Raw genomic sequence first — 21,288 nt, forward strand, 5'->3', positions numbered from 1 at the left:
GCGTTCCACGCACGGGTGGGGGTGACCAGGGCACAACGGATCGACGGCGGTGGTGTTGACCTGTTCACCACGACCACCACCCCATCCGCCGCCACCGCGCCCCGGGGCGGGGGAATCAGCACCGCCGAGATCAAGGCCCGGATCGCGCGCATGTTCGCCGACGACCCCGAACCCGACCATCCCGGGCACACCGAATCCCGTGGTCGGCCGCGGTGACTCACACCGGCGCCAGCGGCACCGGTCCGGGTGCTACTGTTGGCCGTCGCTGAGAATGCAGACGATGGCGTCACGGAATTTGCAGACGCAGGTGTCGCCGTTCGTCGGCAGGCTGACGGGCCCGTCGGCACGGTGACTGCTGTGCGTCATTGTGAACGCCGCCGATCGGCACGATGACGGACGTACCCGGGCACGGCAAGACCGGACGGGACAGTTTTGTCAGCCGCTGCGGGGTGGGGACAGCAGACGTCCCTGTGTGTAGATCCCGATCAGGTCCCACGGTGGATCGGGGAACCCGAAGCGGCGACGATCCTCGACCGCGGCCGCCGACAGGACGCACAGTGCGTCCCCGAGCGGATTCCCGACGTACCGGATGGTGCAGAACGCCTCGCGGGCGACGAGGCCCAGCCGCTCGGTACCCCGGCGATGTAGCCACTGCACATGCTCACCGGTAGTGCGACGTAGCCAGCGGCGCACGGTCGATTCCGGGCGGCCCATCCGCTCGGCGATCCTCCGGAACCCCAGGCCTTTCGCCTTGTGGGCCAACGCATTCCCGATCACCTCGGCGGTGTCGGCCCGGCGCACCTGCAGGGCGGTGGGCAACAGGATGTGCGTGGCGCCGCAGTCGCGGCAGCGCACCCTTGTGGGCGCACGGTCAGGGTCGTCTCGCGGACGGTGCGGGCACGCCCGTGTCCCCACCTGGCCACCGTGCCCCGGCACTGCGGGCATCGCATGGTGCCGGCGTCGAGGAAGGTGTCGGCCTCCTCGGGCCGGCGTATGACGATCACAGCCGATGACTCCGCTCATGGTGGGACCAGTGTCGACGACTACATCCAATCGCACCAGGGGCCGGTTCGTGTTGGTAGCAGCGCTTCTCACGGCACGCCGTCACGCCGGACGACGAACGACGTCGCCGCCGTCACCGCACGGTCGTGTCCGCCCGATCCGGCATCGCTCATCACGGCTGTTCTCGTTCCTCGGCACGGTGACGATGCAGACGATCGGCCCTCTGCCCGGAACCCATCTGCATCACGGGTGACGGTTGGTGGCCCCGTGGTCGTCATATGCAGAGACGCTCAACAGCTACCCGGCGCCGAGCCCGGTGGTCACCAGATGCCGGCCCCGAAGGCCCAGGAGGAAATGCTGATGCCGTCCCGGAACGGGGGGTAGCGTCCACCACCAGGGGGAGTGTGCCCCGCGCGGCGGGCGCCGCGACCGAAAGGCGTGCACAGTGTGCCCTACCGGAGAGGACCGGACCGCACCACAACCCGGAGCAGATCCGGACGACGATCCGATCCGATGGCCGGACCCCAGCCCCCTCGACCTCTGGTGGCAACGTGTGATGTCCGACAGCCTCCGCCGGCATCGGATACCCGACCCCCCACCGGCACCACACCGGCAACGGCCACCGCACACGCGACCGGCATCCGATCCGCGGGCGGGATAACCCCGTCGCGGGTGGTCAGCGGGGCGGCGGATCCGGAAACGCCGGTGTCCGCGCATCGAGCAGCGCATCCACCCACACCAACGCCGCGACCAAAGTTTCGGCCCGCACCACCGGATCCGGTTCCCGTGCCGCCGCCGCGAGCTGCGCCCGGGCCGCGGGCCGGTCGTCGGCGAGCAACGCATTCACCGACCGCAACACCCGGCCCCCGGAGTCGGGCAACTCGTCCACCCCCAACCGCCGCCCGTGGGTGCTGCGCACCCTGAACTCGAACGACTCCCCCTCCTCCGGGACACCCAACCGGGCGACGACCACCTCGGCGATCGCGCCGACCAGCCACCGCAGCACCCCCGTGTACAACACCCCGGCCGGCGACCCCGGTCCCGGCGCCCGAACCAGCGGCGCCACCTCCACCGACAGCCCCGACATGTCTTTGTCCCCGAGTAACTGCACCAGATGACCGGCCAACCGCGCCTCCGGTTGGGCCACACCACCGACAACGTCCGGCCCCATGTTCACCGCATACCCCGCCGGCGGCGGTCGCACACTGGGCACACCCGCCGGGTGACGAACCAGGACATCCCGGGACGGGATTCGACTACCTCCCACCGACGTGGCCGATCCACGGTGGCCGCGGAGCAGAATGAAGGACGACACCCGGCGACCGTTAGAGAACACACCGAGGGTTCGCGACCGTGGCGATGCCGGGTACCGCGAATCTCACCGGAAGAGCAGCCGTCATGACCACACACAAGAATCACCTCGAGCCCAGCACCGATCACGAATTGATCCGCTGCTGGATCCAGCACCATCACGGGGCGCCGGCGATACTGTCGAACCCCCCGACCCACCCCGAGGCGGCGGCGGCAGTGCTGCGGATCGACTTCACCGGGCTGGGCCCGGGATCGGGTCTCGCGCACATCTCCTGGAACCAGTGGTTCGCCCTGTTGGACGCGCAGGCTCTCGCGTTCCGCTTCCCCGACACCGAGGACAGCTTCGCATTCCAGCTGGTTGACACCCCGCATCGCCGGCCGTGGTTGGGGTTCGCGGCGGACAAGGTGGCGTCGGCGGGAAGGCAATCTCGAACGCGTTGACGCGGGCCAAGCAGGGGTGACGACGCGCCAACAACGAGAAATTGACCATACGGACTCTGACCTTTACGGGGGTCCTCAACACAGATAAGGGGAAGGAAGTTGCCTGACATCTGGACCGAACATCCCGAGATCGTGCGTGATCTGCTTCGTGAGGCGGGATTCACCTGTGGCGTCGAGCCCAGGGTCCTGCCAGGACGAGATCCCGAATGGACTTGCATCTTCGACGGGAGCAACATCGCGGGGGACATCTACATCCATCAACTCGATACAGTTCCGGGCCACGGCACCCTGGCGGCGTGGCCGCTGGCCGTTCTCGGCCTCCTGCTGGTCGTCGTTCTGTGTCAGGCCTGGGCGATCATCAGGTTGAGACGAAGGACGTGTGGGTCCGGGGCGAAGTCTGGCTTCCAAGGCTGAGCCGCGCCCGCAGCCCGCGCGCCGCGGGTGCGGACGCATCGCCGAGTACGCCGTTCTCGGCGATGATGCTGCCGATGGTGATGGTGGACTCGGTGACCCGACGTCGGATGCCTGATTGGGCACGAAGACGCCAACACCGCCCGAGGTCTCCCCCCGGCGCCGGGATCGCGGCGCCGCCGGACTCGGTGCCGCCGCACCAACCCAACCGCGAAATGTGCAGTGGTGAGATACCGGCAGCCACACACAAGCTCGCGTAGGTGTGCCGATGTCCTGATCGAGCAGATCAGTGACGGTTTGCGGCTGGCGTTCGGGCAGATCGCCGGCGCCCCGCACCGCACCGCTACGGCGTCGCCGGGCTCCGGCGGGTGCTGCAGACCGGGATCGGGGCCCTCGTCCCGATCCTCGATCCACCGCCGGACGACAACTGCTCACCTACGAGATCACCACCACGGCGCTCCGCCGCCGCGACACCGGCGACTTTGACGGTGGGCAGATCGCCGACCGCCAATACGAATGGCCATCGCGGATGCGATTTGGCCACGAATTCGAATTCGAACCATACGGTCTCGTCGCCGATGTCATTTCCGGAAACTTTGCGACCTGCGGATTTGTCGCTCGTCTCACCGCATGGCCGCCGCAATCCGCCTCCATTCCCTGGTATTTCTTCCGCCCTCACGATGCGGGGCGCGGGCGGTGCCGAAGCCCCGCTCGGACGGGCGAACGTCACGCCCGTGAGACCCAGATGCCAGGAGTGGTTGGGGCACAGCGGATCCGGGCGGACTGTCCACCGGTGCCGTTCGAGCCACGACCGGATCGGTGACCGTGTGCTCGCGGCCGCGTGGCCTGCCGATGGCCCGGTACCCGGAAACACCGGCACCGGGCACCGGCATCGGTCACAATGGCCTGGCGGAAGCACGCGTTGCCGGGAAACCCGCGGGCAACGTCGAATCCATTCTCGCCGAAGGGAAGTCCGAACCGGAGGAGACCCGATGCCCGTTTCACCCCCCACCTTGTTGCGCCGCGTCCAGGACCGCACCACCGACCTGCGCCGCTGGTTGGATACCGGCGACAACACCGCGGCCCTGACGGCGTATCTGCGCGACGAACCCGTCGACGACCGGTGGCTCACCACCTACCACCGCCTCACCCAGAACCTGCTGACGGCGGTCGACCACGCCTGCCCGCCCCGGGCACCGCACGAAGAGCCGACGCGGGTCGTCGGCCGCCGGCCGGACGGCCGGTGAACGACGAGCAACGCCGGGCGCTCGAGCGGGTCCGCGACACCTGCGCCCTGCTGGACAGTTTCCTGACCACTCACCCGAGCGACCGGCCCCCGGAGCGGGTCCGATCCGCCACCTTCGAGCAACTGACCGACGACCTCCTCGACGCCGTCACCGCGGCGCAGTCCGCCGGTGTCCCCGAACATCGCATCTTCGACAGCATGTGACACCGCCCGGACCGAACCGGTCCCCGACCCGATGGCCTCGATCTCCCGACGGCACCAGAGCCCTGTAGTTCCTCGAACTGATCGGCCTCGACGCCGTAGCGCCGACATGCGGGGCACACGCGACTGTTCATCAGTCCATGTCCGACCGCTGTGCCGCCATCAGGAAGGCCTGATCGCGATGTGGATTCTCTGGATCGGCGCCCTGCTGGTCGTCGGCGGCTCGGCCGGCCTGGTGCAAGGACGCACTGCCCTCGCCCGTGTCCTCTGGGGGCTCGCCGCGATGGCCGTCGTGGGCGTTTTGGTCCGTGGTGTGGACCCGCTCCCCGGCTTTCTTGATCATCTTGCGCGGATTCGACGTCTCGTCGGAGCGACACGCGGACACAATGGATCATCACAGAAAGTGGGCCGGAACCCTCGATCTGGCCCCCACCTTGTCGGGGCTCGAGTTGGCCCCCAAGCCGACCCCTACTCGTGAGGTGTGACGGCTCGAAGTGGCTCCACCCCGAAGCGGTGAGCTGGGCGTTCTGGTTTGGTGGTGTGTCCCGGCCGGACGCCTCGACGTCGATGTCTGTCGGTGCCGGTTTCGATCGTGCCGAATGTCGACGCCGGGTCGGGGGACGCCGAGGAAGGTCCCGAACGCGAGGCGGAAGATCTCGTCGGCGGCGCCCAGATCCGCTCCGGCCAACGGCCCCACCGATTCCGCACGCGCGTTCACGACCGCCGCCCTCCGACCCATGCTCATCGACACCATCGGTTTGTCGGGAAACGGCAGGGGTGTGCGCCGCGATCACTACGGGCCGCGCCCTGGTGGGGGCTACGGGCGGCCGGTGGTGCGGGGTCGGGGTACGAGTTCGAACCAGGCGCTGATCCCACCCGGTAGGTGCGGATCCGGATAACTGAGGGCCAGGCCCTGCCGGTCGAAGGCGGCGAACCATTCCGTCCAGGAGAGGTGTTCGAGACCCGAGTCGACTCCGTGCACGTCGATTCGGAGCACGTCGCCGCCGGTGGTGTGGGGGACCCGGGCGGGGGCGCCGTGATGGGCCTGGGTCCACCGACGGATTTCCTCGTGGTCGGTGGTGAGGTGCGTGTGTGTGGTCATGAGATCGATCCTGCTGTGTCGCTACGTCGGTGTCACCGCCGCTCGCTCGGTCGCCGGGTGCGGGTGAGGTGATCGTCAGGCGATCGACACCGCGCGGCGCGGCGGCCCAGGTGTGAGACTGGCGCGGGGCACTGCCCGCATACCCACTGCGGCCGGGTTCAATCAAGGCGGTATCACGCGCCTTGGAGGGAGGGGACAGTGATCCTGATCCGCCACGGCGACGGTGCGCGCGAGGGCTTGGCCGAGACGCTGTGCGCGAAGGATTCCCCGTACATGGCGGCGGCGACATCGTGCCGACGAGCCCCTACCACCCTGCCCACAACCCTTGGCGACAAGCTGCACGATTCGACGCCGCTGCCCGCGGCCGGGTGACCGCCCCATGTCGGTGTCAGCCGTTCGGGTGGAAGGGTGCTCCGCGGGTGCGGCGTGTCCCGGTCCGCCCGAGAACGGCCTGCAGGACGGCGGTGCCGCCGACGGCTCCGGCGAGCAACAGCAGCAACTGCGCCTTGTTGTTCATGTCGGTGTCCTTTCGGGTATGCCGATGGGGGTCGGTTGCGGGGGTTCAGCGCGTGGGGTGCTGCGGGTCGTCGCGATCGTCGGCGAGCATCGCCTCGATGCGGGCCCTGATCTCCTCGGTGCTGATCGACCCGCCACGGGATGCGGTGCGGGGATTGGTTATTGCCTCGGTCGTCGTGATGCGCATGTATCGGAGTCCTGTCGGCAGGTCGATGAATGCGATTGCGCCGGAGAAGGGTTGCGGTCAGATCATCACGGTCGCCGCGGCGACGGCGGTGAGGGTCGTGAACGCGGTCAGGGCGCCGATGGTCGCCGACCCGGTCACCAGCACCGCCGGGGCGGCCGCCGATGCCGCGGCCGCACATCCGATCGTCGCCCCGGTGCGCAGCCGCGAGATCGGTCGCTCTTCCGGGTGGGCGGTGCGGGTGCAGCCGGGGGCGGTGATGGTCACGGGGAGGGTCCTTTCTCGCGGCGCGGGTGGCGGTTCGGCGGATGTGTGGGGTCGGGGGTGGGTTCTACAGTCCGACGACCCGTTCGAGGGCGTCGAGTTCGGTGTCGAGGTGGTCGAGGATCGGCGTCAACTGCGGGAGGGTGCGCCGGCAGCCGGTCAGCCCGAAGACGATCTGGTCGTCGGTGCTGGTACAGGTGATGTTCAACGCCTGGCCGTCGGTGGGGATCGAGAGCGGGTAGAGGCCGTCGAGGCGGGCGCCGTTCCAGTACCGCGGGGTCAGGGGGCCGGCGACGTTGGAGATCACCACGTTGAACGCCGGGCGCCATGGTCCGCGGCGCCCGGCCAGCATTTCCGCGGCCAGCGGCGCCGCGCCGAGGGCGCTCATCGCCAGCACCTGTGCCGGGCTCATGCCGCGCAACGGCGCCTTGCCCTCGTTCATGCTGGTGCGCACGGCCTCGAGCCGGTGGCCGGCGTCGGCGAGGTGGGTGCCCATGTTGCACATCAGCACCCCGAGCCGATTCCCGTCTTCGCCCTCCCTGCCGCCGCCGCGCAGCGACACCGGGACCATCGCGATCAGCGGATCCGTGGGCAAGGCATTCAAGCCGTCCAGGAATGTGCGCAGCGCACCGGAGGACAGGGCCAACACCACATCGTTGATGGTGGCGTCGGCGTGCTTGGCGATCATCCGCAGCCGCTCCAGCGGCCAGGTGCGGCCGGCGAAGTGCCGGGCACCGCCGATCGGCACGTTCAACACGGTGTGCGGGGCGGTCAGCGACAGCGGACCACCGCGAGCCCGCAATGCCCGGTCCACGGTGCCGACCGCCGCCGGCACCAGCCCGGCCACCTCGCCGAGCGCCCCGCGGGCGGCGGACAGCGCCGCACCCGGAAGCTCGAGCGGATTCCGGGCGGCCGACGCGACGGACGCGACCGACGAAGAAGGCGGCGTCCGGGTCGGCGTGGGCTGCCACGGGGCGGGCATGTCCCGCTCCTGCGGGTCCTCGCTCAACGCGCGGCGCAGGAACTTCATCGCGGACGCGCCGTCGGCGAGGGCATGATGAATCTTCATGTACACCGCGAACCGGCCGTCGGCGAGTCCCTCGATCAGGTGCATCTCCCACAACGGGCGGGAGCGGTCGAGCAGGCTTCCGTGCAGCCTCGAGACCAGGGACATCAGTTCCGTCATGCCGCCGGGCTGCGGCAGGGCGTCGCGGCGGATGTGGTGGCCCAGGTCGATCTCGGTGTCGGTGTCCCAGCCCCACTGACCCAGCGAGGTCACCGAGCGGGCCGCCCGCTTACGCAGCAACGGTGCCACCTGGTCGCTGCGCGAGGCCGCCTCCAGCATCGCCCGCACATCCGCCGCCCGCCCGTCGTCGGGTGGTGCGAACAAGGCCAGGCCGCCGACGTGCAACGGATGCTCCCGGGACTCCCCGAGCAGGAACAGGGAATCGGTCGGGGACATCGGCAACAGCATGGGATAGGGGGCCTTTCGTTCCGCGTCGTTCCGCGTGACCCGAACTCCGGGGACCCGAAGTAGGTCTGTTCGCCAGGACCGGTGGTGCAGTGTGGATGCACCTCAGGTCAAGGGTTAAGGTTACGGTTAGGTGTGTGATGGATCACAAACCGATCACGTGGTTTCAGATGTACCTCACCATCACGCGGTACGCCAACTCCGGCAACCATCCGGCACCCGGTGCCATTTCCCCAGGTGGCGAGGTGACGGCCGACTAAACGTTCGTGTGGGGTGACATCGGGCAATCCTCGAGCTAGAACTACTCGGGGTATCGACAAAGTGACACACCTCACAGGTCGTGTCACATGCGGGGCCGGCCGACACAGCCGGCGGCCCCCTGTCGATGCACGAACGCGAAGGAGAACCCATGGCCGAGAACGACACCGCACGACTTTTTCCGGAACCGACGCCACTGGCGAGGTGGCGGCGCCGCGACGGCCGGGAACTGCTCGCCACTGCGAAGGGGGTGTTGATCGCCGGCCGCGGCTACAGCGACGCACAGGCGTTCGACGAACTCCTCGACGTGGCACACCGGCACCACCTCACCGTCCTCGGTGCGGCCCGGGCCCTGGTCGACCTCGCCGGCCCGCCGCGGCAGAACCGGCCCCGCCTCGACGCGACCCGCTTCGACGAATGGGCCACCCTCTTGGCCCAGCTGCCCCCGCGCCGACACGCCGGCTGACACCTTCGCTTTGCCGGTGAGGAATCGACAGGCAGCGGTCGGGATCGAAATTGTCGGGGTTCCAGCGGGATTCGAACAGCCCTGACGGGGACCGCCGGTTCCACCTCTCCGATCGGTGACCGGCGCAGGAGGGATGGTTGTGGAGTTCAAGTCCCTGGACCCCGACCTGTGGCGGTCGGTGCTCGACCAGGCCCCGGACCTGGTGTTCCTCTCCGATTTCGGCACCGGCCACATTCTGTATCTGAACCCGGCGGGTATCGCGCTGGTGGGCCTGCGCGATCACGCGGACGCCCGGGCCCGGACCACCGCCGAATTCCTCACCGACGCCGGCCTGGCCCAAACCCCCGCGGTGGAGGCGGCCCTGACCCGCCACGGGCATTGGCAGGGGGTCAGCGAGCTGCGGCATTTCGGCACCGGTGAGCCGATCCCGGTGTATGTTTCCGCATTCGCGGTGCGTCACGGGGAGGCCGGCCCGGCGGTGATCGCCGCGATCATGCGCGACCGCCGGCGCCGCCGCACGCAGGATCGCCGATTCCGCACCGCCCTCGAGTCGACCGCGCACCGGGCCCGCGAACAACACGCCCTGGCCGAGCTCGGCCGGCTCGCCGTCGTCGCCGACCTCGACACCCTGCTGCCCGCCGCCACCGGTGCGGCCGCCGCCCTGATCGGGGCGGGGTGCGCCTCGATCGCCCGGAGCACCGGCACCGACGCGCTCGAGGTCCTCGCCTACAGTGGGCAACCCCCCCAGGCCGCGGTCCTTCGCCGCCGGAGCGGCGTCGCCGCCGGGGTACGCGGCGGCCACCGGTGAGGTGGTGGTGTGTTCGAACCGTGAGCAGGAAACCCGGTTCGCCACCACCACGATGGCCGGGCGCGGGCTGCGCAGCGGCATTAGTGTGCCGATCGGCGCCGACGCCCTGTGGGGGGTGCTGACCGTGCACAGCGCCCGCCCCCGCGACTACACCGACCGCGATGTCGCGTTCCTGCGGGCGGTCGCCACCGTGCTGTCCGCCGCGATCGGCCGGATCGACACCGAAACCCGGGTGCGGGATCAGAGCCGCCGCGACCCGCTCACCGGATTGCCGAACCGGACCGCGGCGTGCCGGCGGATCGCCGCCGCCCTCGACACCGCCTGCCGGGGCCACACCACCGCCGCGGTCCTGCTGGTCGATCTCGACGACTTCAAGGTGGTCAACGACAGCCTCGGGCACGCGCACGGGGACGCCGTCCTGATTCGGCTGGCGGGGCGCCTCGTCGGGGCGGCCGGGCCGGCCGGCACCGTCGCCCGCCTCGGCGGCGACGAATTCGTCATCGTCTGCGAGGACATCGGCGCCGAGGCGGCGATCGCGCTGGCCGCCCGGATCACCGCCCTGCTGCGAACCCCGGACCCGGACCCGGCCGCGGTCCCCGGTGCCGCTGCGCGCCAGCATCGGCATCGCCGTCTCCGACCCGACCTGCACCGCCGACGAGCTGATCCGGCGCGCCGATCTGGCGATGTACCGGGCCAAGAGCGCCGGGGCGGGCGGTCACGCGCTCTACCACCCGGGCGACGGCGACAGCGACGACGCCGACCGGGTGCTGCGGTTGTCCACCGACCTGCGCACCGCCCTCGACCGCGACCAGCTGACCCTGCTCTACCAGCCGATTTTCGATCTGAGCAGCGGCGCCGTCGGCGCCGTCGAGGCCCTGGTCCGGTGGGTGCACCCCACCCTCGGGGAGATCAGCGCCGCCGAGTTCGTCGCCGTCGCCGAACGCACTGGCCTGATCGGTCCTGTCGGCTCCTGGGCGCTGCGTGCCGCCTGCCGACGGGCCGCCGCCTGGCCGGCACACGCCGGGATCGAGGTCCGCGTCCACGTCAATGTCAGCACCGTGCAACTTCGCGACCCCGCGTTCGCCGAGCAGGTTGCCGACATCCTCGCCGACACCGGGCTGCCCGCGCACCGTGTGGGCCTCGAGATCAGCGAGACCGCGTCGGCGTCGGTGACCGCCCGCGCCGTCGGCACCCTGACCGCGCTGCACGAGCTGGGGGTGGTGCTGCTGCTCGATCATCTCGGCACCGGGCACGGACCGCTCGGGTATCTGATCCGGTACCCGATCTTCGATTCCCTCAAGATCGACCGGTCATATATCACCGCCCTCCCGGGCCGGCGTCCCGAGGCCGTCGTCACCGCCTTCGTCACCATCGCCCGCGCCTACGGCGCCACCGTCATCGGTAACGGCGTGGAAACCGCGACTCAACTCGACACCCTGCACGGCTGCGAGTGCGATCTCGCCCAGGGCCCTTACCTCGCGAAACCCGTCACCGCGGCCCAGATCACCGCACTGCTGCGGCGAAGCCCGGGCGGCACCGGCCGGGGTGGATCGGCGCCGGCGCGCTCACCGTGCGATTGAAGCCGATACGGAGCCCGGCCGTGTGGCCCGGGGGCGATGAGGGAAGCGGCGGCCCCGTGGCAACGCCGGTCTCCTCGGCGATGAGCTGGGCGGCGTGTCGGCCGGGCCTGGCACGATCGAAGTCTCACGGCCGGGATCTGCCGGCCGGAGAAACTCTTGGAGGAGTCCCCATGGCAGTGCCCGTTCTGACCGCCGAGCAGCGCGCCGAGGCACTCGCGAAGGCGGCCGAGGCCCGCAGGGTGCGAGGTCAGCTTCTCGCGGACGTCAAGGCCGGGACGATCAGCGTCGCCGATGTGCTTGTGAAGGCGGAGACGGATGAGATCGTGAAGAAGACGAAGGTGTCCGCGTTGCTGAAGGCCCTTCCGGGCGTCGGTCCGGTGAAGGCCACCCAACTCCTCGAGGAGTTGTCGATCGCCGATACCCGTCGGATCGGTGGTCTCGGGGCCAACCAGCGGCGTGCCCTTCTCGACGTCACCGCCTGACAGCCCACGCGAGTACGGGAGCAGCCCGCCCGGAACGGTGTCCCGGTCGGGCTGCAGCGCAACGTGTTTCTCGGACTCGCCCACTACGGCGCGGCCGAGGCACACGCGGCGATGAACCTGGTCGCCCGGCCTTCGTTGTTGCCCGCCAGCCGGATGCGCAGCGCCCGGGCGTTCTCGTGGTCGACGATTTACGTGCTGCCAGTCGGGGTGGATGCCGGCTCCGACCTCGCAGCGCTCAGCTCACATGCCAGCCGGGGGGCTTGTCGAGTTCGTTCCACTCGGCATCCCATTGCGCCATTCGGTGTCGGGTGGTCGCCGCATGGACACCGCAGAGGAGAACGGCGCCGCCGCTCGCACCGGCTGCCCAGATCACGACCGCGGTGAGCACCGCGGCAGCGGCGGTTTCGGTGTCGGTTGCCGGTGCGGCGACGGGTTCACCGGTGGAGTTGATCCACACGGTGACCGTCGCGCCCGACCTCGAGCCCGGCGGGGCCGGGACATCGCCGGTGTGCGCGATGGTCTGCAGCGACCACCGGGCCCGGGCGTGATCGCTGTCGTGGGGCGTGCCGTTCGGCACCTCTCCTCGCCCGGGCCGGGCATCCTCGACCAGCACCGCGGGCACCTGCTGCGCGGTGGCCCGTTCGGCGCGGGCCTGGACGTCCAATCGGGTGTGGGTGGCGGTCCCGTAGGCCGCCGCGACGGGCACCAGGAGCAGCACTACCACCACCGCGACGACAAGCACCAGGATGGATTCGACTCGGTCGGACGGGCGCATCAGCGGATTCCGACTCCATGGTCCCAGCCGCCAGATCCGCATGCTTGTCACCTCCCAGGGGGCAACGAGGGGAAAACCGATCCTCTCCCCGGCAGAGTTGCCGCGGTGCCAGGTCCCGAAACGTGGCCATGGTCGCCCTGTCAGCCAAACTGTCTGACACCACCGACGGCGCGGGGAAATCCCACCGAGGGGCGGCGTGGACTCATCCGGGTGGCGGGTCCGGGAAGGCGGGGGTCTTCGCGTCGAGCAGCGCGTGGAGCCAGACCAACGCCTCGACCAGGGTGGTGGCCCGCACCGCGGGGTCCGGTTCGCGTTCGGCGGCCGCGAGTTGTGCCTGGGCGGCGTCCCGGTCGCCGGCGAGCATCGCCAGCACCGACCGCCCCACCCGGCCGTGGCTCGGGGGAAGCTCACCGGCACCGACGGTGCGGCCGGCGGTGGTGCGCACTGAGGCTGCACCCTTTGAGTGGACACCCCGGACAATGGTTCTAGGAGAGCCAGGAGGGATGTCGAGGTGGGACGCCAGTCTCTGTACACGGAGGAATTCCGGAAAGACGCGGTCGCGTTGTATCGCGCGGCCGACGGCAAACGCACGTACGCGGCGGTGGCCGCGGATGTGGGCGTCAGTGGCGAAACGCTACGGACGTGGGTCCGCAAGGACACCGCCCGTAACGCGCGCTCGCAGGACCGCAGTACCGGCGCCGACGGGACCGAGGCGGACGAGCTCGCGCGGCTGCGCGCGGAGAATGCGCGGCTGCGCGGTGCGGAAAAGGAATGGCAGCTCGAACGCGAGATTCTGCGCCGGGCGGCCGCGTATTTCGCAAAGGAGGTGAAGTGAAGACCCGCCGCTGGGACTTCATCTCCGACCATCGCGCCGAGTTCGGCGTGCAGCGGCTGTGCCGGGTGCTCGGGACCTCCCGTTCCGGCTACTACAAGCACCTGATCACGGAGCCGGCCCGAGTCGAGCGCCAGGCCGAGGAAGCCGCGACGGTCGCCGAGATCCGCGCCATTCATGCCGAGCACCGGAGCGCCTACGGTGCCCCGCGGGTTCACGCCGAACTCCGCTCCCGCGGACGCAAGATCAACCGCAAACGGGTGACCCGGCTGATGCGAATCCACCACGTGGTGGGCAGGCACCTGCGCCGCAGCAAGCGCACGACCGTCGCGGACAAGTCGGCTCCGTCGGTGCCGGATCTGGTGATGCGAGACTTCACCGCTACGGCTGTCGATACCAAGTGGTGTGGGGACATAACCTACATCCCGGTGGGATCCTCGTGGTTGTTCTTGGCCACGGTGATCGACATCTTCTCACGCCGGGTGGTGGGCTGGTCGATCGCTGACCACATGCGCACCGATCTCGTCACGGACGCGATCGAGATGGCGGTGCGCACCCGCGGTGGTGACGTCGGTGGCGTTATCTTCCACAGCGACCGCGGATCACAGTACACCGCAGCAGCTTTCGTCGATGTATGCCGCCGTCATGGGATTCAGCTAAGTCGAGGACGGGTCGGCTCGAGTTACGATAATGCTCTCGCCGAGTCGTTCTTCCAAGGACTCAAGAGGGAGTGGCTGCACGGACGGAGTTGGACGTCGAAGTCGCAGGCACGGCTGGACCTGTTCGAGTGGCTCTCGTACTTCAATCGACGTCGCCGTCACTCCGCCCTCGGATACCTCACCCCAGTGGAGTTCGAACAACGACTCATCGCGTCGTCTACGCTGTCAGTCGCCGCATGAAATCCGGTGTCCACTCCCGAGGGGCAACCTCACACCTCGATCACGAACGCCTCCCCGTCCCCCGCGGGCCCGAGGCGGGCGACGACCACGTCCGCGAGCGCGGTGACCAACCAGGTCAACACGCCCCTGTAGACGGTCGCCGCACCGGCTCGCTCCCGGGCGGCTGCACCAGCGCGGACAGCTCCGCGGACAATGCCGTGAGGTGCCGATCGCCTACCAGGGTAAGCAGGTGCCCGGCCAACCTGGCTTCCGGATATGCCCGGCCACCGACGTCCGAACCCATACCCGTCGGATACCCAGCCGGTCGGTGGACACACCCCGCTCCCGTCACCGATCCCGCCGATCCAGTCGGTCAATCGCCGACCTCGACGACCTCGACGACCTCGACGACCTGGTGCAGGTGATCACCGCCCAGGCGATTGAGGTCGACCGGTCGGACGGGACCTGCCCCCTGACCGAAACCCATGCCCTCACCCCGCAGGCGGGGGTTTCGTCGACGCCGGGGTCAGGTCAGACGACGGGCGGCATCAACACCGCTCGATGCCGTTCGCCCGGTCGAACTCCTCGGTGGTCAGCACCGTGGAGTTCACGATGTCGACCTGATTCGGGTTCGCCCGCTGCGCGTTCAGCGTGCGCACGACCTCACCCGCCTCGTCGGGGCCGTCCGCGATGAGGCTGATGGTGATCGCGGTCCCCCGCTCACCCCGCCCGATCGCGGGATGAAACCCGCAGAGCTGATCGAGTCGGTGGTCGAGGTCGCCCTCGGTGAGTTGGTCGAACCGTTCGGCGAAGTTCGATGGTGGCGTTGTACATCCGTCGGGGCACGGTGGCCTCCTTCTGCGCGGGTGCGCCGGGGATTGCCGGCGTGTTCGTGACGGACGGTAGTCCGATACCTGTCGCGCGCAACCGAAACGGGACACCGGGGGTGTTACGGACCCGGGCGCAGCGGATCTCGCGGTCCGCTTGTCGCCGCGGCCCACGCTCACCCGGACCCCACGACCGCCACCACCGCCGGATCGGTGACCATGCGCTCGGGGCCGCGGCGGCCTGCAGGGGCGTGCACCCGGGAAACACCGGCACCTGGCACCGGCATCGGTCACACTGGCCTGGCGGAAGCACGCGTTGCCGGGACACCCCGGCAACGTCGAATCCATTCTCGCCGAAGGGAAGTCCGAACCGGAGGAGACCCGATGCCCGTTTCACCCCACACATCGTTGCGCCGCGTCCAGGACCGCACCACCGACCTGCGCCGATGGTCGCGCGGGCTGAAGAACATCAGTTGTGACGAACTCGCGGACCGGACCGGTCCGGCCTCAGCCGACCGACTATGGCGAGGATCGAGCGGGCCGAGCGTGAGATCGGATTGTCCGAGCTCTACAGGATTTGCGGCGTCCTGGACGTCGAACCGAGCGACCTTCTGCAAGCGGCGCAAGATGTGCTGAGGAAGTAACCAGCTCCGTCGCGTGCGGACGATCAGGTCCGGTCGCTTCAACGCTTCGTCCTCGATTGCCCGGCTGATCTGCCCACGTTACGAACAATCGGCTGACAGCGGCCACATCATGCGCGAGCGCGCATCAGATCAAAACCAATCGCGAACAACCGGTCTGTGTGCCCGCCGTGCGGGCGTAAGGCGCCACCCAATTCTGCCAGCGTGAATGTTCGCCCGGTCGATCCCCGTGTTCGTGAGCGCGGCGATGATCCTCGCGACCCGGGCGTATCCCAACTCCACACCCGGGAACGTACCGAAAATTCAGGGCAATACGCCTGTTGTGACACGAAATTGTGGAACTAACTTTCGAGACGCTGTGACCAGGGGGTTTTCCCGGGATTTGCGGCGGCTGCATCCGGTGTCCCAAATTCCCAGCGCTGCCGTTCACGGGTTCCCGTGGTGCGCACCGCGGTGGATCATGATCGGGCCGGGGCTGTGGTGGAGTAGATGCTGGCTCACCGATCCGAGGATTGCGCCGGTGAAGCGGCCGCGGCCGTGGCTGCCGACCACGACCAGTTGCGCGTCGGCGGCCTGATCGGTGATCAACTGTGCCGGATTCTTCGGTTCGACCACGGCGGTGACCGCGACGTCGGGGTACCGCCGTTTCGCCTCGGCGAGTTGTGCGGCCAGCACGGCCCGTTCGGATTCGTCGAGGGCTTCCCAGTCGACCAGCAATGGAATGGTCACGTCGCCGGCCGAGTGCCGAGTCGACCAACCGTAGACGGCGATCACCGGTGTGTGGCAGAGATGCGCGAACTCGAATGCCGACAGTACGGCGGCGGCGCTGGAGCCACTGGGGTCGACGCCGACGACGACCGGCCGATGGTCCGGGAGCGTCCCGGGCTGTCCGCGCCACACCGTGATCGGGCAGGTGCTGTGTTTGACGAGGTGGATTGCGGTCGAGCCGGTCGCCAGCGCCCCCACTCCGCGTGGGTCGTCGGCGCCGACCACGATCATCGTCGCGGCCGCGCCGCATGCCGTCAGAGCCGGAGCGGTCGGCCCCGGGACCAGGTCGGTGCGCACGTCGAGGTCCGGGAAGCGGAGCCGAACTGCGGTGGTCGCCTCGCCGAGCATCATCTCACCGACCTTGCGAGCCTGGGCGATTGCCGGTGCCTGTCCCATGGCGGTGACGTCGCTCACGCGGTAGAGCGGCTCGGGGAGGGCGTGTACGAGCCTGAGTGGTGTGCCCGTGCAGGATGCCAGCGCCGATGCCCACACCGCAGCTCCCCGAGCGGCCGGTGATCCATCGACCCCGACCACCATCGTTTGACCCGACGATGCATTCACACCGATTTCCTCGGACATGGGAACCACGATTCGTGCGACACCCCGACTCTTCGCCGATTGGAGACGCACTTCCAGTGTGCCCGATATCGGTGCGGGCCCGGGGCGGGGGCTCGCCCGCCGCCCGGGACGGTCCCGGTGGTCCGGTCGCGGGTGGCGCACCTGGGCCCCGCCTGCATGCGAATCCCCGGCGCGAGTGCCCTGATGAGGTATGGCCGTTCACATGCTGCTCGCCAAGGCCGCGTCCACCGTGGTGACCGGCGCCGTCGGGGTCGCCGCCTACAACGCGGCCCGCACGGTGGTCGCGAAGGCGCCGCTGCACGAGGCGGTCGTGACCGCGACCGCGTGGGGGTTGCGTGGGGCCCGTAAGGCGGAGGAGGGCGCCGAGTCGGCCCGAACGGTCAGAACGAATCGACCCCGACAACGGCCGCGACAACGGCGGCCGGGAGCAGCGCACCCAACCCGAGCGAGGCCAACCTTGCCCCGGCGGTGCGATGACCGGCGAGGCGGAACACGCCCAGTCCGATGAGACCTACAGCAGCGGCAGCCAGTACCAGGTAGAGCGGGGTGAGGGCAAGCACCGCACCGCATCCCACGGCGAACCCGACCAGGACCCAACCCCACCGCAGATCCTCGGCTTCGAGACTCGACCCGGTCAGCATCAACCACTTCCTCGCTGACCTGTGACTTTACCCGCCTGCGGGGCTATTCGGCGCTCTGCCCGCCGCCGGTCTCATGCCGGGCGCTGTGGCAGATCATCGTCAGGCAGAGACTGTGGTGGAGCACGGTGATGGTTCACCGACGGCCTATTCCCCTGCGGTTTGGTAGGCGTCGACCGCCTCCTGCAGGCGGGCGAGGGCCGCGACGATCGCGACGTAGTCGCCGCTGTCCTGGGCGGTGCGCAGGTTGGCCAGTGCCGCATCGAGTTCGTCGACGGCGGTGGCCACATCCCCAGGTGTGGGTGGGGGCGTCGCCGGGGCGGGGGCGTCCTGCTGCTGCGGGGGCGTTTGGGGTGGGGGTTCTCCGGTTCCGGGTGGTGAGGGGGTTGCCGCGTCGCCACCGGGTGCGGTCGCCGCGCGACCGGTTCCGGCGCCGAAGACCTGGTCGAGGGCCTCGGCGAGGGTGGGGGCGTAGCCGACCCGGACACCGCCGGTGCCGGGCTCACGGTAGCTGACCAGCACCCGGGAGAGTTGGGGGAAGGTCGAACCGTTCTGTTCCGAGGAGATCCGCTCGGTGTAGAGGGGTTCGAGGTAGAGGACCCCGCCGTCGGCGATCGGCAACGTCAGCAGGTTGCCGTACTGGATACGGTTCGAGCGCTCGAGCAGGGTGCGTTCGGAGGCGACCCGGGTGTCGGAGATCATCGAGTTCTGGATCTGTTGCGGTCCCTGCGTGAGGGTGTCCGTCGGCAACCGCAGCACGGTGAGCGTGCCGTAGTTCTCGGGGTCGGAATGCGCGGAGATGTACGCGGAGAGGAACTCGCGGTTGAACCCCACCATTGCGCTGGCCAACCGGAACGAGGGTTGCGCGCTCTGCTGGTCTCCGACCAGCACGTAGAACGGTCGCTGGTTCGGGTTCTCCTCCACGGTCGGGTCGCTTGGCACCGACCAGAAGGCGTTGGTGGTGAAGAACTCCCGGGGCTCGTCCACGTGATATTTGGCCAGCAGCTCCCGCTGTACCTCGAACAGGTCCTCGGGGTAGCGGAAGTGGGCGCGCAGCTCCTCGGGCACGGTGTCCTGCGGCTGCACGGTGCCGGGGAAGATGTTCATCCACGCGGTCAGGACCGGATCCTGGTCATCGACCTGATACAGCGTCACGGTGCCGTCGTAGGCGTCGACGGTGGCCTTGACGGAGTTGCGTGCGTAGGAGATTTCCTCGCGGGGCAGCTGGCGGCCGGTGGCGGCGTCGGTGACCGGCTCGTCGAGTGAGCTGCGCTGCGCGTACGGGTAGTTGCCCAGGGTGGTGTACGCGTCGATGATCCAGACGATCTTCCCGGCCACGACCGCGGGGTAGGGGTTGGCGTCGGTGGTCAGCCAGGGGGCGACGTGCTGGACGCGTTCTACCGGGTCGCGGTGGAAGAGGATCTTCGAATCGGCGCCGATTGCCCGCGAGAACAGAAGGTTGCGTTCGGCGTACTTGGCGGCGAATGCCAATCGGTTGAGCCAGTTTCCGATGGGGACGCCGCCGGCTCCGGTGTAGGTGTAGGTGGAGGTGTCGGTGTCGTATTCGCGGGGCGGCGAGTCCGGGGTGGCGCCGACGACGGCGTAGTCCGGGTCCGATTGGGCGATCACCTCGCCGTAGTAGATGCGGGGTTGCTCGACCGGGATCACCTGGTCTGCCGATCCCTGGGTGGCGATGTCGCTGACGGCGTAGATGGGGTAGCCGCTGTTGCTGTTGGAGGTATCGACGGTCGCGTCCCGCACGGCGGCGTTCACGCGGTTCGCGGGGGCGGCGACGAATCCGTTGCCGTGTGTGTAGACGGTGTGCTGGTTGATCCAGTCCGTCTGGTTGCCGGTGAGGCTGTTCGGGGACAGTTCACGGGCGGCGACGATGTAGTCCCGGGGTTCGCCGTCGATGTCGTATCGGTCGATGTCCAGTGTCGCCGGGAACCCGTAGAAGTTCTTGAGTTGCTGCTGCTGAGTGAAGGTGCGCGAGAGCACATCCGGGTCCAAGAGGCGGGCGTTGGCGATGGTCGTCACGTCCGCGGGAACCTCGCGGGGAGGGCGGGTTCCCACACCCGGATAGTCTCGGTATTCGACGGTGTCGCCGCCGATCCGGTACGCGTGACGGGTGGCGTCGATGTTGCGCTCGATGTAGGGGCGCTCGACATCGGCGGCGTTCGGGCGCACCGAGAACTGCTCCATCAGCAGCGGCCACACCCCGCCGACCAGGATCGAGGACAGCACCAGCAGCGCCGCGGCCATGGCCGGGATCCGCAGGTCGCGCAGCACGATCGCGGCGAAGAACGAGGCGGCGCAGATCACCGCGATCGCCGCCAGGATGAGTTTGGCGGGCAGTTCGGCGTGGATGTCGGTGTAGCCGGCGCCGGTGAAGGTGGGTTCCTTACGGCTGCTCGAGAGCAGCGCGTAGCGGTCGAGCCAGTACGCCACCGCCTTGAGGACGATGAACGTTCCGGCGAGCACCGCGAGCTGGACGCGGGCCGGCCCGGACAGCGCGCCGCCCTTACCGGACACCCGCAACCCGCCGAACAGGTAGTGCGTCACCAGGCTGGCCAGGAAGGCGAACAGCACGGCCACGAACAACCAGTTGAGCACACTGCGGTAGAAGGGCAGATCGAAGGCGTAGAACCCGATGTCGTGCCCGAACTCGGGATCGGTCCGCCCGAAGGAGCCGCCGCGCAGGAACAGTTGCACCGTCGCCCAGTTGCCCTGCGCGATCAACCCACAGAGCAGACCCACAGCGATCGGAATCCCCAGCCCGAACAACCGTTTCCGGCCGAGCACCATCGTGCGGTAGCGGGCGATCGGGTCCTCCGGCCCGGAGGCGGGGATGAACACCGGCCGCGAGCGGTAGGCCAGCAGCACACCCAGGAACACGATGCCGGCGACCAGCGCCGCGACGATCACGAACAGCGACAGCCGGGTGAGCACCACCGTCATCCAGACGCCACGGAACCCGACCTCCCCGAACCACAACCAGTTCGTGTACATCTCGATCAGCGGTGGCCCGACGAACAGCAGGACGAACGATGCGAACGCCACCATCAGCCACACCCGGGCGCGGCGGGACAACAACGGTTGACCCTCGGGGGTCCGTATTCCCATGTCCCACGCTCCCGGTCTAGGTACGAGTCCAAACTTTCGCCACTGTTGCCCGCGGCCTGGTCCTCACACTCCGCCAGGAGCTCGCCGTGGCGGCCGCTGCTGCGCACGGAACACGGAGTGCTGTGCACGCAGCACAGAGCAGGACAGCAGCAGGAGCCCGTGCACGGCCACGTTGAGCAGCGCCGGTCCCAGGTACACGGTGTACACAAGGGATTCGGCCGCGGGGTCGAAGCGGTACGGGTCGACGATCACCGGCAGGGACCAGGGCAGACCCAGCGGCAGCAACGGCAGCAGCAGGATGCCGGCCCCGATGTTCGCGCCGCCGGTGGGATCGGTGAGCTCGGCGACGAGCACGAACAACAGAAGCAATCCGAGCACCAACGCCGCGTGCACGCCGAAGAGCCAGGTCCAGATCCGGCCCTGCCGCCGATTCTTCACGAGGTGAGTATCGTCCGGCGGCACCGCCGCCGCCAAGGCCGCTGCC

At 69.1% G+C, this 21,288-nt stretch carries 27 protein-coding genes and 3 pseudogenes; 15 read left to right on the plus strand and 15 right to left on the minus strand.

The features are described 5' to 3' along the window. The first annotated feature begins 21 nt into the window (after positions 1-21). On the plus strand, positions 22-216 hold the full coding sequence (locus tag GO592_RS38925; RefSeq protein ID WP_039951183.1) for a hypothetical protein: 195 nt from the start codon (positions 22-24) through the stop codon (positions 214-216). A 219-nt stretch (positions 217-435) separates the two neighbouring features. On the opposite strand, the gene GO592_RS38930 is transcribed toward GO592_RS38925, so the two are convergent. Then, on the minus strand, positions 436-945 hold the full coding sequence (locus GO592_RS38930) for a helix-turn-helix domain-containing protein (protein ID WP_237737256.1): 510 nt from the start codon (positions 943-945) through the stop codon (positions 436-438). A 733-nt stretch (positions 946-1,678) separates the two neighbouring features. After that, the gene (locus tag GO592_RS38935) at positions 1,679-2,173 is read right to left on the minus strand and encodes a hypothetical protein (RefSeq protein WP_160096643.1); all 495 of its coding nucleotides are present in this window, start codon (positions 2,171-2,173) and stop codon (positions 1,679-1,681) included. A 227-nt stretch (positions 2,174-2,400) separates the two neighbouring features. Here GO592_RS38935 and GO592_RS38940 point away from each other — a divergent pair, with 227 nt between their 5' ends. The 4 genes from GO592_RS38940 to GO592_RS38955 all read left to right on the plus strand — a co-directional run bounded on the left by GO592_RS38940 (position 2,401) and on the right by GO592_RS38955 (position 4,615). After that, positions 2,401-2,754: a hypothetical protein gene (locus GO592_RS38940; protein ID WP_201453074.1), complete on the plus strand. Its 354-nt coding sequence runs from the start codon at positions 2,401-2,403 to the stop codon at positions 2,752-2,754. Between the two features lie 99 nt (positions 2,755-2,853). Beyond that, a complete protein-coding gene (locus GO592_RS38945; protein WP_202715231.1) occupies positions 2,854-3,168 on the plus strand; it encodes a hypothetical protein in 315 nt (104 codons plus the stop codon). A 989-nt stretch (positions 3,169-4,157) separates the two neighbouring features. Continuing rightward, on the plus strand, positions 4,158-4,412 hold the full coding sequence (locus tag GO592_RS38950) for a hypothetical protein (RefSeq protein ID WP_201453075.1): 255 nt from the start codon (positions 4,158-4,160) through the stop codon (positions 4,410-4,412). Continuing rightward, positions 4,409-4,615, plus strand: coding sequence for a hypothetical protein (locus GO592_RS38955; protein ID WP_160096645.1), 207 nt, complete (start codon positions 4,409-4,411; stop codon positions 4,613-4,615). The genes GO592_RS38950 and GO592_RS38955 overlap by 4 nt, the downstream gene beginning before the upstream one ends. A 130-nt stretch (positions 4,616-4,745) precedes the next feature. Here the strand turns inward: GO592_RS38955 and GO592_RS38960 are convergent, their stop codons facing one another. Both GO592_RS38960 and GO592_RS38965 read right to left on the minus strand, forming a co-directional pair. Then, positions 4,746-4,955, minus strand: coding sequence for a hypothetical protein (locus GO592_RS38960; RefSeq protein WP_201453076.1), 210 nt, complete (start codon positions 4,953-4,955; stop codon positions 4,746-4,748). Between the two features lie 474 nt (positions 4,956-5,429). Then, entirely contained in the window at positions 5,430-5,714 is a 285-nt protein-coding gene (locus tag GO592_RS38965; protein ID WP_160096649.1) for a hypothetical protein, read from the minus strand. A 198-nt stretch (positions 5,715-5,912) separates the two neighbouring features. Here GO592_RS38965 and GO592_RS38970 point away from each other — a divergent pair, with 198 nt between their 5' ends. Beyond that, complete coding sequence (locus tag GO592_RS38970; RefSeq protein WP_160096651.1) at positions 5,913-6,086, plus strand: hypothetical protein; 174 nt, start codon at positions 5,913-5,915, stop codon at positions 6,084-6,086. A gap of 16 nt (positions 6,087-6,102) precedes the next feature. Here the strand turns inward: GO592_RS38970 and GO592_RS46095 are convergent, their stop codons facing one another. The 4 genes from GO592_RS46095 to GO592_RS38985 all read right to left on the minus strand — a co-directional run bounded on the left by GO592_RS46095 (position 6,103) and on the right by GO592_RS38985 (position 8,152). After that, a complete protein-coding gene (locus GO592_RS46095; RefSeq protein ID WP_258085251.1) occupies positions 6,103-6,231 on the minus strand; it encodes a hypothetical protein in 129 nt (42 codons plus the stop codon). A 45-nt stretch (positions 6,232-6,276) separates the two neighbouring features. Then, a complete protein-coding gene (locus GO592_RS38975) occupies positions 6,277-6,417 on the minus strand; it encodes a hypothetical protein (RefSeq protein ID WP_201453077.1) in 141 nt (46 codons plus the stop codon). A gap of 57 nt (positions 6,418-6,474) precedes the next feature. Beyond that, the gene (locus GO592_RS38980) at positions 6,475-6,681 is read right to left on the minus strand and encodes a hypothetical protein (protein ID WP_160096652.1); all 207 of its coding nucleotides are present in this window, start codon (positions 6,679-6,681) and stop codon (positions 6,475-6,477) included. 64 nt (positions 6,682-6,745) lie between these two features. Continuing rightward, a complete protein-coding gene (locus GO592_RS38985) occupies positions 6,746-8,152 on the minus strand; it encodes a WS/DGAT/MGAT family O-acyltransferase (protein ID WP_160096514.1) in 1,407 nt (468 codons plus the stop codon). Between the two features lie 134 nt (positions 8,153-8,286). Here GO592_RS38985 and GO592_RS46100 point away from each other — a divergent pair, with 134 nt between their 5' ends. The 6 genes and pseudogenes from GO592_RS46100 to mihF all read left to right on the plus strand — a co-directional run bounded on the left by GO592_RS46100 (position 8,287) and on the right by mihF (position 11,743). Beyond that, positions 8,287-8,409: a hypothetical protein gene (locus GO592_RS46100; protein ID WP_258085252.1), complete on the plus strand. Its 123-nt coding sequence runs from the start codon at positions 8,287-8,289 to the stop codon at positions 8,407-8,409. Positions 8,410-8,558: 149 nt separating this feature from the next. Beyond that, complete coding sequence (locus GO592_RS38990; protein ID WP_160096516.1) at positions 8,559-8,873, plus strand: ANTAR domain-containing protein; 315 nt, start codon at positions 8,559-8,561, stop codon at positions 8,871-8,873. Positions 8,874-9,012: 139 nt separating this feature from the next. Then, on the plus strand, positions 9,013-9,681 hold the full coding sequence (locus GO592_RS45275) for a PAS domain-containing protein (RefSeq protein WP_236581099.1): 669 nt from the start codon (positions 9,013-9,015) through the stop codon (positions 9,679-9,681). Then, positions 9,605-10,189, plus strand: a pseudogene (locus GO592_RS46105) (diguanylate cyclase domain-containing protein); the annotation flags it as partial. The gene GO592_RS45275 and the pseudogene GO592_RS46105, both read left to right, overlap by 77 nt. A gap of 91 nt (positions 10,190-10,280) precedes the next feature. Further along, positions 10,281-11,261: a putative bifunctional diguanylate cyclase/phosphodiesterase gene (locus GO592_RS46110; RefSeq protein ID WP_236581100.1), complete on the plus strand. Its 981-nt coding sequence runs from the start codon at positions 10,281-10,283 to the stop codon at positions 11,259-11,261. A gap of 170 nt (positions 11,262-11,431) precedes the next feature. Beyond that, positions 11,432-11,743, plus strand: a complete 312-nt coding sequence (gene mihF / locus GO592_RS39000; protein ID WP_160096518.1) for an integration host factor, actinobacterial type — start codon at positions 11,432-11,434, stop codon at positions 11,741-11,743. 235 nt (positions 11,744-11,978) lie between these two features. On the opposite strand, the gene GO592_RS39005 is transcribed toward mihF, so the two are convergent. Together GO592_RS39005 and GO592_RS39010 are read right to left on the minus strand one after the other, a co-directional pair. Further along, positions 11,979-12,560 (minus strand): Rv1733c family protein, encoded by a 582-nt coding sequence (locus tag GO592_RS39005; protein ID WP_160096520.1) that lies wholly within the window; start codon positions 12,558-12,560, stop codon positions 11,979-11,981. Positions 12,561-12,720: 160 nt separating this feature from the next. Next, a complete protein-coding gene (locus GO592_RS39010) occupies positions 12,721-12,963 on the minus strand; it encodes a hypothetical protein (RefSeq protein WP_237737257.1) in 243 nt (80 codons plus the stop codon). A gap of 66 nt (positions 12,964-13,029) precedes the next feature. On the opposite strand from GO592_RS39010, the gene GO592_RS39015 reads away from it, so the two are divergent. After that, a protein-coding gene (locus GO592_RS39015) for an IS3 family transposase (RefSeq protein ID WP_202715233.1) occupies positions 13,030-14,249 on the plus strand; the annotation gives its coding sequence in 2 pieces (ribosomal slippage) (positions 13,030-13,282 and positions 13,282-14,249; 1,221 coding nt in all). Between the two features lie 527 nt (positions 14,250-14,776). Here GO592_RS39015 and GO592_RS39020 read toward each other — a convergent pair. Further along, positions 14,777-15,169, minus strand: a complete 393-nt coding sequence (locus tag GO592_RS39020) for a hypothetical protein (RefSeq protein WP_007298581.1) — start codon at positions 15,167-15,169, stop codon at positions 14,777-14,779. Between the two features lie 392 nt (positions 15,170-15,561). Between GO592_RS39020 and GO592_RS45280 the strand changes: the two are divergent. Next, positions 15,562-15,699, plus strand: a pseudogene (locus GO592_RS45280) (helix-turn-helix domain-containing protein); the annotation flags it as partial. Between the two features lie 423 nt (positions 15,700-16,122). Here the strand turns inward: GO592_RS45280 and GO592_RS39030 are convergent. After that, positions 16,123-17,043 carry a universal stress protein gene (locus GO592_RS39030; protein WP_007298582.1) on the minus strand — a complete coding sequence of 307 codons (921 nt, stop codon included), beginning with the start codon at positions 17,041-17,043 and terminating at the stop codon, positions 16,123-16,125. A gap of 190 nt (positions 17,044-17,233) precedes the next feature. Between GO592_RS39030 and GO592_RS39035 the strand changes: the two are divergent. Then, positions 17,234-17,419, plus strand: a pseudogene (locus GO592_RS39035) (DUF1490 family protein); the annotation flags it as partial. Between the two features lie 4 nt (positions 17,420-17,423). Here the strand turns inward: GO592_RS39035 and GO592_RS39040 are convergent. The 3 genes from GO592_RS39040 to GO592_RS39050 all read right to left on the minus strand — a co-directional run bounded on the left by GO592_RS39040 (position 17,424) and on the right by GO592_RS39050 (position 21,242). Beyond that, complete coding sequence (locus GO592_RS39040) at positions 17,424-17,684, minus strand: hypothetical protein (RefSeq protein WP_007298583.1); 261 nt, start codon at positions 17,682-17,684, stop codon at positions 17,424-17,426. A 144-nt stretch (positions 17,685-17,828) separates the two neighbouring features. Beyond that, on the minus strand, positions 17,829-20,804 hold the full coding sequence (locus GO592_RS39045) for a UPF0182 family protein (RefSeq protein ID WP_007298584.1): 2,976 nt from the start codon (positions 20,802-20,804) through the stop codon (positions 17,829-17,831). 63 nt (positions 20,805-20,867) lie between these two features. Beyond that, a complete protein-coding gene (locus GO592_RS39050) occupies positions 20,868-21,242 on the minus strand; it encodes a hypothetical protein (protein ID WP_007298585.1) in 375 nt (124 codons plus the stop codon). Positions 21,243-21,288: the final 46 nt, after the last annotated feature.

The sequence above is a fragment of the Rhodococcus sp. 21391 genome (genome assembly GCF_016772255.1).
GTDB lineage: Bacteria > Actinomycetota > Actinomycetes > Mycobacteriales > Mycobacteriaceae > Rhodococcus_F > Rhodococcus_F opacus.